This window comes from Streptosporangium sp. NPDC000095 (genome assembly GCF_042899335.1).
Taxonomy (GTDB): domain Bacteria; phylum Actinomycetota; class Actinomycetes; order Streptosporangiales; family Streptosporangiaceae; genus Streptosporangium.
The window spans coordinates 242,900-257,868 of the sequence record NZ_JBIAZS010000004.1; the positions used below are offsets into that span (position 1 = coordinate 242,900).

Sequence of the window (14,969 nt, forward strand, 5' to 3'; positions counted from 1 at the left end):
GCTCAGGGGCGTTGGCGGCTTTCTGCTTCGTATAGCCCGCCGGAATCCGGCCGCCCCCGTCCGGCGGGGACGCCCCCTGGAGCCGGCCCGCCGAGGGCGGACCGGCTCCGGAGTCACGTCACATCACGGTCACACACGGTTCCATCTCTGGCTGGTGCTGCCCTGGCAGGTCCAGATGTGCGCTCTGGTGCCGTTGGCGGTACCGGAGTTGGACAGGTCCAGGCACTTGCCGCTACCGATCGCGGTGATCGTGCCGTCCGAGTTGAAGCGCCACTTCTGGTTGTTCTGACCATTGCAGTCCCAGATGATCAACACCGTGCCGTTCGCGGTCCCGGCCCCGTTCACATCCAGGCACTTGTTGCCGTACACCCGCAGCTCACCCGCACTGGTCGAGGTCCACCGCTGGTTGGCCTGGCCGTTGCAGTCCCAGATGTTCACCGCCGCACCGTTGCTCTGCGAGGCACCGCTGACGTCCAGGCACCGGTTCGACGCCACCCCACGCAACGCGCTCGTGCTCGCGGTGGGCGTCGGCGAGGGCGTCGGGGTTGGCGTCGGGGTCGGGGTCGGGTTCGGGGTGGTCAGTTCCTTGATGCGGATGTTGCGGAACGCCGCCACGTCGCCGGACCCGTGGTTCTGGATGCCGATGTAGCCCTGCTGGAGCGAGCGGACCGGGTCGGTGTTGGTGAAGTCGTTGATCTTCGCGCCGTTCAGGAACACCTGCAGCCGCTCACCCTCCACCAGCAACTCGTAGGTGTTCCACTGACCCGGCGGGTTCAGCGCCGCGTCACGTGCGGCGATGTCCGCCGCCTTGAAGCCGTAGATCGCACCTGTCGTCTTGTCGGCGCTGTCGGTCGCGTCGATCTGCACCTCGTGCCCGGTGTTGAGCGCCGCGTTCGGGTCACTGGTGGCCGGGAACCCGACGATCACCCCCGAGTTGGAGTCGCCGGTCAGTCTCCAGTCGAGCTTGAGCGAGTAGGAGCCGAACTCCTTGGCGCTGTACCACAGCATGCCCATGCCACCCTGGGAGGTCAGCGTGGCGTTGCTGTTCGCGAACGATCCCGGACCGGCCTGCGACCAGCCCGTCGTCGACCCGTTGTACAACGCCGTGTAGCCGGTCTCCGGGCGGCAGTCGGCGTTGACCGCCTTGGCCGCGTACCGGATTCCGCCCAGCAGCAGCGTGCGGAAGTTCGAGTCCGAGTACGACGCCTGGGTGTGGCCCAGCCCGGTGTAGAACGAGCGGCCGGAGGCCTGGGGACGGCACCAGGTGATCGGGTGGTCACCCATGCCACCGCCGCTGTAGCTGCTCTCGTCCAGGTTCTGCAGGACCCGCACGTTCGGACGGGGGTTGCTCCGATAGCTGTACCACTCGTCGGACCGGGACCATGTCGTCCCCAGATGGGCGGTCGCGGCGTGCGCCCGGTCCTCGTTCCGCACCGTCGCCTGCTGGATCGCCGGATGGCTGTTGAACCAGGCACCCACCAGTTGCCCGTAGTACGGCCAGTTGTACTCGGTGTCGGCGGCCGAATGCACTCCCACATATCCGCCGCCGCCGTCCACGTACGACTGGAAGGCGTTCTGCTGGGTGTCGTTCAGCACGTCACCGGTGGTGTTGAGGAACACCACCGCCTTGTACTGGGCGAGGTTGGACCCGCTGAAGGCGTTGGACTCCTCGGTCGCGTCCACGGTGAAGTCGTTGGAAGCCCCCAGGTCGCGGATGGCCTGGATGCCGACGGGGATCGCGTCGTGCCGGAACCCGGCCGTCTTGGAGAAGACCAGCACCTTGAAGGCGGCGGCCTGGGCGGGGACGGCGGGGACCATCATCGTGGCGGCGGCGGCGGTGAGCGCCACCGCGGCGGCCGAGAGGCGTCGCAGCACGGGTGTCCTGCGGTCGCCGCCCGCGGCGGATATCAGATGTCGAAGCATTGGTCGTCCTTCCATCGTGGCGCCCGGCGGGGCCTTTTCGGCGATGAGCCGGGCCGCGCCGGGCGCCACATCGATGAGGTGCTCGTGGAGTGGTCGGGGTCGCGTAGGAGGCGGACCGCCTCAGACGCGGTTCCATCTCTGGCTGGTGCTGCCCTGGCAGGTCCAGATGTGCGCTCTGGTGCCGTTGGCGGTACCGGAGTTGGACAGGTCCAGGCACTTGCCGCTACCGATCGCGGTGATCGTGCCGTCCGAGTTGAAGCGCCACTTCTGGTTGTTCTGACCGTTGCAGTCCCAGATGATCAACACCGTGCCGTTCGCGGTCCCGGCCCCGTTCACATCCAGGCACTTGTTGCCGTACACCCGCAGCTCACCCGCACTGGTCGAGGTCCACCGCTGGTTGGCCTGGCCGTTGCAGTCCCAGATGTTCACCGCCGCACCGTTGGTCTGCGAGGCGCCGCTGACGTCCAGGCACCGGTTCGACGCCACCCCGCGCAACGCGCTCGTGTCACCGGAAGGCCCGGAAGGCGTCGGCGTCGGAGTCGGGTTGGGCGTCGTGCCGGTGCCGAAGGTGAAGGAGTCCAGGTCGAACAGGTAGCCCTGACCGGTCGCGCCGCGGAAGACGAGGTACAGCGTCGTGGCGCCGCTCGGCCCGCCGCTGATGTTCGCCGAGACGTTGGCGAAGGTCTCCCAGCTACCGGTGCTCGTGACGTTCACCGATCCCAGCAGCGTGCCCGTGGCCGATCCCGCCCGTACCTCGATCCGGCCGCCCGCGCCCGCCGAGGACACCCGCGCGGTGAAGCTCGTGACGTTGCTCAGGTTGTACGGCTGGAAGGAGATCCAGTCGCCGTCGTCGACGAAGCCGGCGGTCCTGCCGCCATCGGCGCTGGCGTGGTCCGCCGTCTGCACGCCCTGCTGGGCGCCGAAGTGCTCGGCCTGCCGGTACCGTGGCTGCAGCGTCCGGCTGCTGGTGGCGGTCAGGCCGCCCCCGTCGGTGTAGGAGGCCACGAAGACACCGAAGATGTTCGCCGCGGAGTCGTGCTCACCGTCGACCGGCACCGCGATGGAGCCGCTGCAGCCGTTCCTGGAGGTGATCTGGTGAGCGTGGCTGTCGTGGCCGAGCGAGTAGGTGACCGTCACCTTCGAGCAGTCGATCGTGCCGTCCTCCGGGTCGCTCACGCTGACCTGGAAAGGCACCGTGTCGCCGAAGGAGAACAGCTGACCGTCGCCCGGCGACGTGAGCGTGACGGACGGGGCGGTGTTGCCGACGGTCACGCTGACACTCGCGCCTCCGGTCAGCCCCTGCGGGTCGCGCACGGTGAGCGTGGCGGTGTACGAGCCGTTGGTGGTGTAGGTCTTGGTCGGGTTGGCGGCGGTGGAGGTGGTGCCGTCGCCGAAGTTCCACGAGTACGTCAGCGCGCCGCCCTCGGGGTCGGAACTGCCCGACGAGGAGAAGTTCACCGTCAGCGGAGCCGCTCCCGAGGTCTTGTCGGCCGAGGCCCTCGCGATCGGGTTGCGGTTGGCCGCCTGGCCGATGTACTCGATCCGGTAGAGCGCCTGGTTGTTGTTTCCCGTGCCGTAGTCCAGCACGTACAGCGCTCCGTCGGGACCGAAGGCCATGTCCATCACCTGTGTCCCCGACCAGGGGAACGAGGAGATCTCGCCGTAACCGCCGTCGCTCTTCACCTCGATGGCCTTGATCCAGCGACGGCCGTACTCGCCGGCGAAGAACCGTCCGTTGAGCGAGGCGGGGAACTTGACGCTTGAGTTCAGGTTCGCGTCGTACCGGTAGACCGGACCGCCCATCGGCGACTCCGAACCGCTGCCGAACTCCGGCGGCGAGCCGGAGTCACCGGCGTACTTGATCCACGCCGGCTTGGCCGGGGGCAGCGTGGTCAGTCCGGTGTTGCGGAAGGAGTTGTTGGTCGGGCCTCCCGAGCAGTTGTACTTCGGGCCGGTGCTGTTGGAGGCGAAGTTCCACTCGTTGTAGGTCTCGGTGGTGGTGTTGCTGCCCGTGCAGTACGGCCAGCCGTAGTTGCCGGCGGAGGTGATGCGGTTGAACTCCACCTGACCGCTCGGTCCCCGGTTGGAGTTGGTCGACCCCGCGTCCGGCCCGTAGTCTCCCAGGTAGACGACGCCGGTCGCCTTGTCGACGCTCATCCGGAACGGGTTGCGCAGGCCCATCGCGTAGATCTCCGGCCGCGTCCCCGACGTCCCCGGCGCGAACAGGTTGCCGCTGGGGATCGTGTAGGTGCCGTCCGCCTGCGGCTTGATCCGCAGCAGCTTGCCGCGCAGGTCGTTGGTGTTGCCGGCCGAGCGCTGGGCGTCGTACTGCGGGTTGCGGTTGGTCCGCTCGTCCAGCGGGGAGTAGCCGCTCGACTCGAAGGGGTTGGTGTCGTCGCCGGTGGTCAGGTACAGGTTGCCCTGCGCGTCGAAGTCGATGTCACCGCCCGCGTGACAGCACTGACCGCGGTCGTTGGCGACCCGCAGGACCACCTTCTCGCTGGCCGTGTCGAGCGTTTCATCCGATTTGAGGGTGAAACGGGACAGGTAGAACTCGCCCTTCCACTGGTCGAACTGCGCCTGGGTGCCGGTAGCCGGGGCGTCGCCGTTCGGCGTGCTCAGCCGGGGTGAGTAGTACAGCCAGACGTAGCGGTTCGTGGCGAAGTTCGGATCGACTCCGACCCCCTGCAGGCCCTCCTCGTCATGGGTGTAGACGTTGAGCCTGGCGGACACCTTCGTGTTGCCGTTGACGTCGGTCACGCGCAGCGTGCCGTCGCGGGCCGTGTGGAGGACCGACCGGTTCGGCAACACGGCCAGTGACATCGCCTCGCCGATCTCGTTACCGCCCGACGCGAGTGAGATCTGCTGGTAGTCGGATGCCGGGATGTTCAGCGCGAGCGCCTGGTACGACGAACCCGCTCCGTTGACGCCGGATGATGACGCGTGCAGGGCCGGGGTGGCCGCGAGGGTGGAGGTGACGGGGGCGACGAGAGTGAACGCCGCGGCCAGCAACCCGGCGACGATACCGGTCAGGACCGGTCTGCGCGCCGTAGCAGGCGAAGATGGTTGCACGGTTGTTCCTTCGGGGGGTGGGGGGTGTGGGTCAGGTCACGCCCTCCGCCTCAGGTGGGTGACGCCCTCCCGAGGTGGAGACCATCGCCGAACGAGGAGACGTACGGCGACGGCCGACTGCGCGGATCCAGGTCGGGGATCGTCCGGATCATGCCGTTCCGTGGCACGGTGACCGCGATCGGCGGAGCGGCGGAGGCGGTCTCCTGGCCATCACGACACCGATGAGGACGGCCACACCGGGCCGAGGCGGGCCTCGGCCGCGGGGCTCGTTCGATCGGTCACGTGCTTCTCCCAGGAGGGTGCGCCTCACCGGTGACACCACGAAAGAAGGCATGGTGCGGCGAGGTGGTGAATGTCGACATGGCCGATCACGACGTGGAGGGCGCGAAGCGTCCCCACATCCCGCTCATGTGATCCAGCCGCGGAGGCACCGGAAGGATCACCCCTGGGACCTCACTACCCATTACGTTCCGGGCGCTTATCCCCGTCAAGACTTTAAGCCTACTTATTTCGCAAATAGCACACCGCCGTTCCGGGCATGGTGAGCCGTTTTCCGCCTCTACCTGGGACGATGCCTGCCGTGCGGTCACCTGTGCCGACCAGCCCGCATGAAACGTTCAGATGTGTCGTACTGATGGGAGGTCTTCGATCTCGGCGAAGTGCCCCGTGTCCTCGCCCCCGGCGAAGCGCCCCCGCCCTCTCGGCCCCGCGTCGCGGGGGAATAATCGGCGTCCGGTCGCGCCTTGGCCCTGAGCATGACCGCCACACCATTCGATCCGCGCGCACTGCTCGCGGAAAGCCGCCTCGGTGTCCTCGCGACGATCAAGTCCGACGGCCGCCCCCAGCTCTCCCCCGTCATGCCCTTCTACGACCCGGAGGCCAAGGTCGTCTACGTCTCGATGACCGAGGGACGCGCCAAGACGGCGAACCTGCGGCGAGACCCACGCGCCACACTGGAGGTGACCGCCCCCGACGGTCTGGCATGGGCCACCGCCGAGGGTACGGCGACACTCACCGGGCCGGGAAACGATCCGCACGGTCCCGAGGTCGAGGCACTGGTGCGCTATTACCGCCTCGCCGCCGGAGAGCACCCGGACTGGGACGAGTACCGGGCGGTGATGGTCTCCGACCGCCGGGTGCTCATGGTCATGACGGTCGACCACGTGTACGGCGAGAGGATCGGCTGACGGCGTCCGGGAGAAACGCCGAACGTCCGGGGCCGCGCCCTCGGTAGCGTGGACGAGATCAGGTAACAGGCTGGGAGCACACCGCATGCGCTGGCAGGTCCACTCAGAAGAACCTCTCTACACCGATCGGTGGCTCGATGTCCGGGTCGCGGACGTGGAGCTTCCCGACGGCAGGCGCCTGGACTACCGGCTGATCCGTACCGCACCGGGGGCCGGGGCCGTCGTCACCGACGATCGGCGGCGGGTGCTGCTGATATGGCGGCATCGCTTCATCCCCGATTCGTGGGGCTGGGAGATTCCCATCGGCGGGATCGAGGACGGCGAGGAGCCGGCGACGGCCGCCGCACGCGAGTTCGAGGAGGAGACCGGATGGCGCCCCGGACCGCTGCGCCCGCTGCTGCGCGTCCAGCCGAGCAACGGGCTCTCCGACTCGGTCCACCACATCTTCCGCGCCGACGGCGCCGTTCGCATCGGCCCGCCGACCGACCCGTGGGAGGCCGAGCGCGTCGAGTGGGTGCCACTCGCCGACGTCCGCGACATGGTCGGCAGGGGCGACGTCACGTGCGGCACCAGCATGGCCGCGCTGCTCTACGTCCTCACCGAACCGTAGGACACGAAGCGATCTGTCCGGGCGGGACCGTGAGCTGCGGATATCCCGGGCACGAAGCGAACCGTGGGACACGAGGCGATCCGCCTCCCGCGCCGGCTCTCGACGGCCGCGACCACCTCAAGGCTCCCACCGGGCCGTCTACCGGGACGGATCCTTCTCAGCCCCTGGTCGGCCCGGGAGGATCCCCTTCCCACCTGGGGCGATCTCCGGACAATCATCCCGATCTTCTTTTCGGCACGCGATACTTGATGATAGGGAGCACCATGTAAGGAGGCATGACCTGAAACATGGTTAATCGCTATGCTTTTGAAACACGGCAAAGGGGGCGCCTGTGCAGCGCGTGGTGGTCGATCCTGAGGTGCCCGGGGAGGTCGCCGACCTCTTCCGCCAGAACGGCCCGTTGCTTTATCGCCTCCGCACCAAACGCCCGCCCAGGGACGTGGACGCCCCCAGGGTTCCGGGAGTGCTCATGGGCTTCTTCGGCGGGTCGGTCGCTGTCGTGGGGGGCGGCCTCGTCTTCGCCGGCGCTCCGATCCCCCAGGCCGTCGTCCTGCTCATCCCGCTGATCATCTTTTATCTCTTCATCCTCGGGGTGGTCTACCTCGCCAGGAAGCCCTCTCCCGTCGACTCCGTCGAGCGGCTGCTGTACGCGCACTCGCGGCAATGGCACGGGCGCTTCCTGATCCTGGAGGACTTCGACTACGACGCCAGACACCAGCTCGGCCGGGTCCAGAGGGCGATCGACCACATCCTGCGCTCGCGCGTCAACGCGATGGGCATGCTCGACAGCGTGCGCAACTCGGTGATGCTCCCCGCCGAGGAGTGGGAGATCGCCCGGCTGCTGAACAAGCTCTCCTCGCTGCGGGCCAAGCACCGCCACCTCGCCAAGGGCGGCAGGAGCCCCGAGGTGCTCGCGGCCATGGCGCCGCTGGAGCGGGCGCTGGCCGCGAGCGAGGCCGCCGTACTCGCGCGGGTCGAGGCCCTGGAACGCTACGCCGGCCACGTGTCCGACGCCGAGCGGGCGCTGCGTTCCCAGGGACAGATCGAGGTCCTGCGGGCGCATCTGCCCGAGTACGAGCAGCTCGTCGCCGAGACGGGCGCGGCCAGATTCTCCGGGCCGGAGATCAGGCATCTCAGCGGTGACGCCGACATGCTTCAGCGAGCACTCCGCGAGAGCGTACGCTCGGCACACGAGGCTTTCCGCCATCTCGGCTGACGTGAAATGTGATCGAACGGAGGGACGAGCCTGTGCGGTCAGTGGTGGTCGATCCTGAAGTTCCCCCCCGGACCGCCGACCTGTTCCGCCGGCACGCGTCGATGTTGTCGCGCATCCGCGCCGGTTGGACCCCCGAGCCCTCGCCGCCCAACTCCCGCCTGACCGGACGCTTCCTGAACGCCGGCGGAGGGGTGGCGGCGCTCTTCCTGGTGTGCCTGATGTTCCTCGCCGACGTCGGGCAGCTGCTGTTCTTCATGCTCTCGCTGCTCGTCTTCGTGGTCTTCGTCGGCCTGCTGGCCGCCCGCGAGCCCGCGGAGCCCGAGACGGTCGAGCAGGAGCTCTACCGCGAGGCCCGCTGGTACGAGGGCCGCTACCTGCTCCCGGCCGAGGACTTCGACTACGCCGCCGGACAGTTGCTCGACCGGACCCAGCAGGCGATCGACTACATCCTGCGCTCGCGCGTCAACGCGGCGGGCATGCTCGACAGCGTGCGCAACTCGGTGATGCTCCCCACCCAGGAGTGGGAGATCGCCCGGCTGCTGAACAAGCTCTCCTCACTGCGCAACGAGCACCAGGAGTTCGTGTACGGCGGGAGCACTCCGGAGGTGGCCGCCGCCATGGCGCCGCTGGAGCGGGCGCTGGCCGCGAGCGAGGCCGCCGTACTCGCGCGGGTCGAGGCCCTGGAACGCTACGCCAGCCACGTGGCCGACGCCGAGCGGGCGCTGCGCGCCCATGACCAGATCGAGGCGCTTCGCGCGCGGCTCCCCCGCTACGAGGAACTGCTCGCGGAGTCCGGCGCCGACGCCTTCGCCGTACCGGAGATCGGGAGGCTCACCGAGGACGCCGATCAGCTGGAACAGGCGTTGCGTGACAGTGTCCGCTCCGCGCACGAGGCGTTCCGCCACCTCGACCCCTCCTCCTCTCCTGCCGCGGACCCGGATTCGCCCGGAGAATCGTCACAGGAGCCCCCGGCTCGCTGAAGGGCTCCGGCTCCGGCGAGGTCGTCTCCCCCACGGGGGCGACGCTTCGGGCAGGTCTCGCCCTTGTCATGGGCGGCGAAGAAGGCGAGGATAGCTCGCGTTCTTGGGAGGTAGCATGCGGATCCGCCTGGACGTGACCCTCGGCGTGGTCGTGCTCGTCGACGTGCTCCGGGTCTTCCTGCCATCGCTGATCACACTCTTCGGCCGGGCGGGAAGCACCCCGGCGGAGATGATGGGCCTGTTCGCCGTCTCCTGGTTCGTCCTGGCCTTCCTGACCGTACCGCTCGCCAGATTCGTCCGCCCTCCGCTGATCGCCCTCGGCGCCGCGGGCCTGCTGCTCCTGTCCCGGCTCGCACTCCAGCTCACCGACGGCGGGGGGCCGCAACTGTACGTGGCCGGTCTCGGCCTGCTCGCCGGGCTGGTCTGGCTGGTGGCGATAGCGATGAGCGGCATCGACGCCCGGCCCGTGATGGGTGGGGTGATCACCGGCCTGGCCGCCTCCACGGTGATCCACGCGGCGCTCGACGGCATCGACCTGATGTGGCGGCCTGGAGCGGTCCCGTGGCTGCTGCTGGTGGTGGAGCTCCTGCTCTTCTGCGCGTTCACGGTCCGGGCCGAACCCCCGGACGAGGAGTACTCCGGGGCTCCCCGCGCCTGGCTGACGCTCGGCCCCGCCCTGCTGCTCTGGGGCCTCTACACCGGCAACACCGCGCACGCCCAGGCGGCGACCGTCTCCGCGCAGCAGGCCGCGGCCGTGATCGTGGCGGCGTTCGCGGTGGTGTCGGCGGCGCCCGCCGCGCTGCCGGTGCTGCGCCGCCCGCTGCTGCCCGCGGTCGCCCTGGTGGCCTCGGCGGTGGCGTTCACATTCGGCAGGGCCACCGTGGACGGCGTTCACGGGGTGGCGCCCGGCTGGACGATCGTCGCGCAGATCGTCGGGCAGGTCGCGCTGGGGGCCTGCCTCGCGCACGCCGCGACGACCTTCGGCCGGGATCGGCCGGCCCGGCGGGGCCTGGCGACGGCCGGGGGCATGCTGCTGTTCGTCGTGTTCGTCTTCGGCTACTACGCCGCCTACGACCTCTACCTGCCCAACGCGTGGGTGCCGATCTGCGCGGCGCTCGTCGTCGCGCTCGGCGGCGTGACGGGAAGCGCGGGCCTGCCGCGCCGCTCCTACGACCGGCGGTTCGCGGCGGCCTCCGTCGCCGCGGTCGCGCTGGTGGCGGCCGTTCCCCTGTGGCAGGGTGCCCACCCCGGCTGGAAGGGCCCCGAGGACGGACTGCGGATCGCGGCGTACAACATCAGGATGGGCTACGGCGAGTCCGGCAGGCTCTCGCTGGAACAGCAGGCCGACGCGCTCAGGGAGCTGAGACCGCACGTGGTGGTGCTGAGCGAGGCCGACCGGGGCTGGCTGCTCAACGGCGGCCACGACGGGGTACGGCTGATCGCCGAACGGCTGGACATGCACTACATCTGGGCCCCGGCGACCGACGAGGTGTGGGGCGACGCCCTGCTCACCACGCTGCCGATCACCTCGATCAAGAACCACGTGCTCGTCCAGGGCGGCCCGACCGGCGCGCAGGCGCTGGAGGTCGGACTGCGGTGGCAGGGCGAGGACGTCACCGTGATCGGCACCCATTTGCAGCCTCCGCCGGGCTGGCGCGAACTCGACCAGGTCGAGCAGCTCGGGGAGATCGTCAGGAACGCCGCGAGGGGTGACACCCCGGTGATCGTGGCCGGTGACCTCAACCTCCAGCCCGGCGATCCGGCCTGGCGGGTGCTGACCGACGCCGGCCTCACCGACCCCTTCGCCCCGGTCAGGCCGTTCAACACCATCCCGTCCCGGAGCGGGCCCGCGCAGCAGATCGACCACGTGCTCGTCACCCCGGGGTTCACCGGAAAAGACCAGGCCAACCCCGATGTGCCGCACTCCGACCACCGTCCGGTCGCGGTCACCCTGGTCGCCGGGCCTTGATCGGGTCCTCCTGGGTAATGTCAGGTGCATGACGGAAGAACCTGTACTGGTCTTCGACGGCGACTGCGGTTTCTGCACGACGAGCGTCCGGTTCGCCGAGCGCCGCATCGGGGTGCGCGCCCGGGTCGTCCCCTGGCAGTTCGCGGATCTCCGGGCGCTGGGTGTCACGCGCGAGCGGGCCGAGCGCGAGGTGCTCTGGGTCGAGGACGGCCGGGTGTACGGCGAAGCGCAGGCGGTGGCCAGGCTGCTGATCGCCGCCGGTCTCCCGTGGAGCCCGCTGGGGTTCGTGCTGGGGATCCCGCCGTTCCGGTGGGTGGCCCGGGGGGTCTACCGGCTCGTCGCCGCCAACCGTCACCGCCTGCCGGGCGGCACCCCCGCCTGCGCCCTGCCCTCGAAACCCTCGAACTCCGGACCCGCGAGTTCCCCTCCCACGGCCTCTCCGTCCACGGGCTCCCCCACCTCGGACCCCACGGCCTCGAACTCCACGGCCTCAGATCTCGCAGACTCGGATCTCACGACGTCGGACCCCGTGTTCTCGGACCCCGCAGTCTCGGAGCACCGATGAAGGGCGTCCTGCTCGCCGGGCTGGAGCCGCTCGACGGCGCCGCGAACCCGTCGTGGGAGGCGATCGGGCTCGTCCCCGGAGTGCGGACCGCGCTGCTCCCCTGCGCGTTCGGCGGGTCGCTGAAGCACCTGCGCGCGGCGATGGTGGAGCACGATCCAGCGGTGGTCGTGTGCGTCGGGCAGGCCGGAGGGCGACCCGACGTGACGGTGGAGCGGGTGGCCGTCAACCTCGACGACGCCTGTGTCCCCGACGGCACGGGTCACCGGCCGATCGACGAGCCGGTGGTGCCCGGTGGCCCCGCCGCCTACTTCTCCACCCTGCCGGTGAAGGCGTGCGTGGCCGCGGCGCGGGCCGTCGGAGTCCCGGCGAGCGTCTCACAGAGCGCCGGGACGTGCCTGTGCAACCATCTCTTCTACGGCCTCATGCACATGATCACCACCGAGCGACCGGCGGTTCGCGGAGGCTTCGTGCACGTGCCGTTCAGCCCGGAACAGGTCCTGGGCGAGGCCATGCCCTCCATGCCCGTCGCACTGGTCGCCCAGGCGCTCACCGCGATCGCGACCACCGCCGTCTCCGTCTCCCTGGGCGGCGATCTCCGCCTGCTCGGCGGCTCCCCCCACTGAAAGGGCCCACGGTCTCGGAGCGGCACACCGTACGACCGCCTCCAGCGGCCTCGGGAACGTCGAGCACCGCGCCCTCACGGCAACCCCGGGCACGCCGGTGCCGTCGAAGCGACCAGCAGCGCGGGCGACTCGCGGTGGCGCCGGTGCTCGCCGCCGTCCCCGGGCGCACCGGTCATCGAAGTGGCTCCTCAGAGCGGCACGCCGTACACCACGCGACGGCCCACGAACTCGCTCACGCTCCACAGCGTCCTCTTGCCCCGGACACAGGTCAGATCCTCCGGCCCCACCGGATAGGGCCGCTTACGCACCGTGTCGCCGACCACGATCAGGGTGCCGTTCCTGGTGGAGCCAGCCGCCTGGCTGAGATACCAGACGCCCTCGTAGGAGAGCGCGCCCTGGATCTTGTCCCCCGGCAGCGCGTAGGCGTCCATCGCCTGGACGACGCCCCCCGCCGGGGCGTTCAACGTCCCCTCCGCGGTCAGCGGCCAGCGGGCGACCCGTCCGACCGTGCCCGCGGTGTCGACGTACTCGCCGGAGATCAGCACATCGGGATCGGTGCTGCGGTCGACGGCGGCGAAGGAGAAGCGGACGCTGCCGCTGGTGGTGGTCCAGGCGTCGGTCTGCGGCATCACGTACCGGTAGCCGAACGCGTCGTACACGCCGGCCTTCCTTCCGATGGTCTCCGTACCGCTCCCGTTGATCTCGAAGATCTGCCGGGTGTCGAAGACCCGCAGGCCCCGGGTGGTGTCGGCGACATACAGCAGGTTGCCGTACCAGGCGACGCCACCGGCGTGAATGTTGATCGGTGTGATGCCTCCGTCGGCGCCGGCCCGCACCAGCAGGACGTGCCGGTAGCGGAGCGTCGCGGGATTCACGAAGGTCAGGCGTACGCCCCGCTCCGCCCCCGACGACGGCGTGTGGTACCAGCTCACCACGAACGCGCTCCCGGCGATCCCGGCGTCGGAGGCGCAGGTCAGGCCCTGGGGATACCACTCCTTGGTGGCGTTGTCCCCGGCGTCGAAGGTGTACCAGTCAACCGGTTTCGGGTTCATCGTGCCGAACGCCCCGGTTCCGGCCGACCCCTTCCTGACCGTGACCCGGTTGGCCTTGGCCAGGACGGTGTCGAGTGATGCCCGCTTGAGGTCCTTCTCCAGAATCTTGATTCCGGCCGTGAGGCCGCCTCCGTCCCGCTTCAGCCCGAACGGTTCGGCCGATACGACCTTCATCTGACTCATGAGGGGGTCTCTTCCTGTCCGGTTCCGCCAGGATCGGCGGATCAAGATGCGGAGTTCATGAGTATGCCGGTACTCAAATCCCTTTGCAGTTAGAAAGGCCAGGTGTGGACGGGTTCCCCGGCCAGCGACAGCTCCCGGTACCGGCTCACCACGCGCGCCGCCGCGGCCTGGTCGCCGCCCTCGCGAACCAGCGCCTCCCGCTGCCAGATCGCACCGGTACGGCGGCGGGCGACGCGTTCCCGCACGATGTCCAGCGCCCACCGGGCCTCGTCCGGGTCCACCCCCATCCTGTCGAGCCCGGCCTCGGCGACCGGCAGCAGCTCAAGGGCGAGCCGTTCGGCGGGGATCTCCTCGTCCAGGCCCGGCCAGCTCAGCGGCGCGTCCAGACCGTGGATCGCGGCGCGGTAGAAGTTGCGGTAGGCCCCGGCGAAGGGGAAGTCCTCCACCGGCTGGACCGCCAGGGCGGCGGTGAGCCCGAGCAGGAAGGCACTGTTCGCCGCCATGTCGGGTGCGCTCGGCCCGGCTGGCAGGGCACGCATCTCCACCCGCAGGTGGCCGCCGTCACCGGGGTCGTAGACCGGCCGGTTCCACTGCCACACGGTGCCCTGGTGGAGCCGGAGCTCGGCCAGTCCGGGGACGCCGCCGACGGGCACCTCCTCCGGCGCGAAGGTCATCGGCAGCACCGGCTCGTAGTCGCGGACGCACGTCTCGAACATCTCCTCGACGCTTCGCACCCAGCCGGAACCGAACCCCACCCGCCGGTCCCTGCGGTCGAGCCGCTCCACGTCCCGGTCGTCGGCGGCCTCCTCGAACAGCGCGATCCTCGTCTCCTCCCACAACCTCCTGCCCAGGAAGGAGGGTGAGTTCCCGCTGACCGCGAGGACCGGGCCGATGGCCAGCTGGGCGGCGTTGTAGACGCGGGGGAAGTCGGCGGGGGGCGTGCGGAGATGAACCTGCCAGGAGGTGTTGGCACTCTCCAGGATCACCCCCTCGACCTCCAGTTCCAGCAGTTCGACGCCCTCGATGCGCACCCGGAACGGCTCCGTGCGCAGCCGCCGCATGCCCCTGGCCAGCGCCCGGTAGCGGCCATCGCCGCTCAGCGCCTCGTGGGTGAAGTCGAACTCGCTCAACGAGGGCAGGATCCCGATCACCACGGCCTGCCCGCCCTGCGCCGCGGCCGCCGCGTCCACCACGGTCATGATCTCCCGCATCTCGCTCACCAGGGCGGTGAACGGCCGCCCGGCGATCGGCAGCGGAGTCAGGTTGGCCTCCAGGTTGAACCTGCCCAGCTCCAGCGTGAGCCGGTCGTCGTCCGCGGCGACCCGCACCTCGTGGTTACGGGGAAGCGGCCTCCCCTCGGGCGTTATGAGAAACATCTCCAGCTCGGCCCCGATGGTCGCGGGACCGGCGCCGAAACCCGGTCTTGCGAGCACCTCGCGAAGGGTGTCGAGCTGCTCCGCCAGCTTTCCCCTGAAACGGAGGAACTCCGCCTCGGAGTAGCGGTCCTTGTCGACTTGCTGCCCCATCACACCGTCCGATCAGTTGACCCTTGTGACCCTCCCTCTCTCCCAGAGTGCACCTTCTAATCA

At 69.6% G+C, this 14,969-nt stretch carries 11 protein-coding genes; 7 read left to right on the plus strand and 4 right to left on the minus strand.

The window, feature by feature from the left end; all coding sequences use genetic code 11:
* Nucleotides 1–129: 129 nt before the first annotated feature.
* Entirely contained in the window at nucleotides 130–1,923 is a 1,794-nt protein-coding gene (locus tag ACFY3V_RS11935) for a lectin (protein ID WP_389772536.1), read from the minus strand.
* Nucleotides 1,924–2,043: 120 nt separating this feature from the next.
* Nucleotides 2,044–4,995, minus strand: coding sequence for a lectin (locus ACFY3V_RS11940; RefSeq protein ID WP_389772538.1), 2,952 nt, complete (start codon nucleotides 4,993–4,995; stop codon nucleotides 2,044–2,046).
* A gap of 755 nt (nucleotides 4,996–5,750) precedes the next feature.
* On the opposite strand from ACFY3V_RS11940, the gene ACFY3V_RS11945 reads away from it, so the two are divergent.
* The 7 genes from ACFY3V_RS11945 (at nucleotide 5,751) to pcp (ending at nucleotide 12,145) form a co-directional block, all read left to right on the plus strand.
* Entirely contained in the window at nucleotides 5,751–6,182 is a 432-nt protein-coding gene (locus ACFY3V_RS11945; protein ID WP_389772541.1) for a PPOX class F420-dependent oxidoreductase, read from the plus strand.
* An 85-nt stretch (nucleotides 6,183–6,267) separates the two neighbouring features.
* Entirely contained in the window at nucleotides 6,268–6,792 is a 525-nt protein-coding gene (locus tag ACFY3V_RS11950) for an NUDIX hydrolase (RefSeq protein WP_389772544.1), read from the plus strand.
* A gap of 331 nt (nucleotides 6,793–7,123) precedes the next feature.
* Nucleotides 7,124–8,008 (plus strand): hypothetical protein, encoded by an 885-nt coding sequence (locus ACFY3V_RS11955; protein ID WP_389772547.1) that lies wholly within the window; start codon nucleotides 7,124–7,126, stop codon nucleotides 8,006–8,008.
* Nucleotides 8,009–8,040: 32 nt separating this feature from the next.
* A complete protein-coding gene (locus tag ACFY3V_RS11960) occupies nucleotides 8,041–8,988 on the plus strand; it encodes a hypothetical protein (RefSeq protein ID WP_362897129.1) in 948 nt (315 codons plus the stop codon).
* Between the two features lie 115 nt (nucleotides 8,989–9,103).
* Entirely contained in the window at nucleotides 9,104–10,957 is a 1,854-nt protein-coding gene (locus tag ACFY3V_RS11965; RefSeq protein WP_389772550.1) for an endonuclease/exonuclease/phosphatase family protein, read from the plus strand.
* A 28-nt stretch (nucleotides 10,958–10,985) separates the two neighbouring features.
* The gene (locus tag ACFY3V_RS11970; RefSeq protein WP_389772553.1) at nucleotides 10,986–11,522 is read left to right on the plus strand and encodes a thiol-disulfide oxidoreductase DCC family protein; all 537 of its coding nucleotides are present in this window, start codon (nucleotides 10,986–10,988) and stop codon (nucleotides 11,520–11,522) included.
* Nucleotides 11,519–12,145: a pyroglutamyl-peptidase I gene (gene pcp / locus ACFY3V_RS11975; RefSeq protein ID WP_389772556.1), complete on the plus strand. Its 627-nt coding sequence runs from the start codon at nucleotides 11,519–11,521 to the stop codon at nucleotides 12,143–12,145. The genes ACFY3V_RS11970 and pcp overlap by 4 nt, the downstream gene beginning before the upstream one ends.
* A gap of 188 nt (nucleotides 12,146–12,333) precedes the next feature.
* Here the strand turns inward: pcp and ACFY3V_RS11980 are convergent, their stop codons facing one another.
* Together ACFY3V_RS11980 and ACFY3V_RS11985 are read right to left on the minus strand one after the other, a co-directional pair.
* A complete protein-coding gene (locus tag ACFY3V_RS11980) occupies nucleotides 12,334–13,380 on the minus strand; it encodes a hypothetical protein (RefSeq protein WP_389772560.1) in 1,047 nt (348 codons plus the stop codon).
* Between the two features lie 89 nt (nucleotides 13,381–13,469).
* Nucleotides 13,470–14,906 (minus strand): glutamate--cysteine ligase, encoded by a 1,437-nt coding sequence (locus ACFY3V_RS11985; RefSeq protein ID WP_389772562.1) that lies wholly within the window; start codon nucleotides 14,904–14,906, stop codon nucleotides 13,470–13,472.
* Nucleotides 14,907–14,969: the final 63 nt, after the last annotated feature.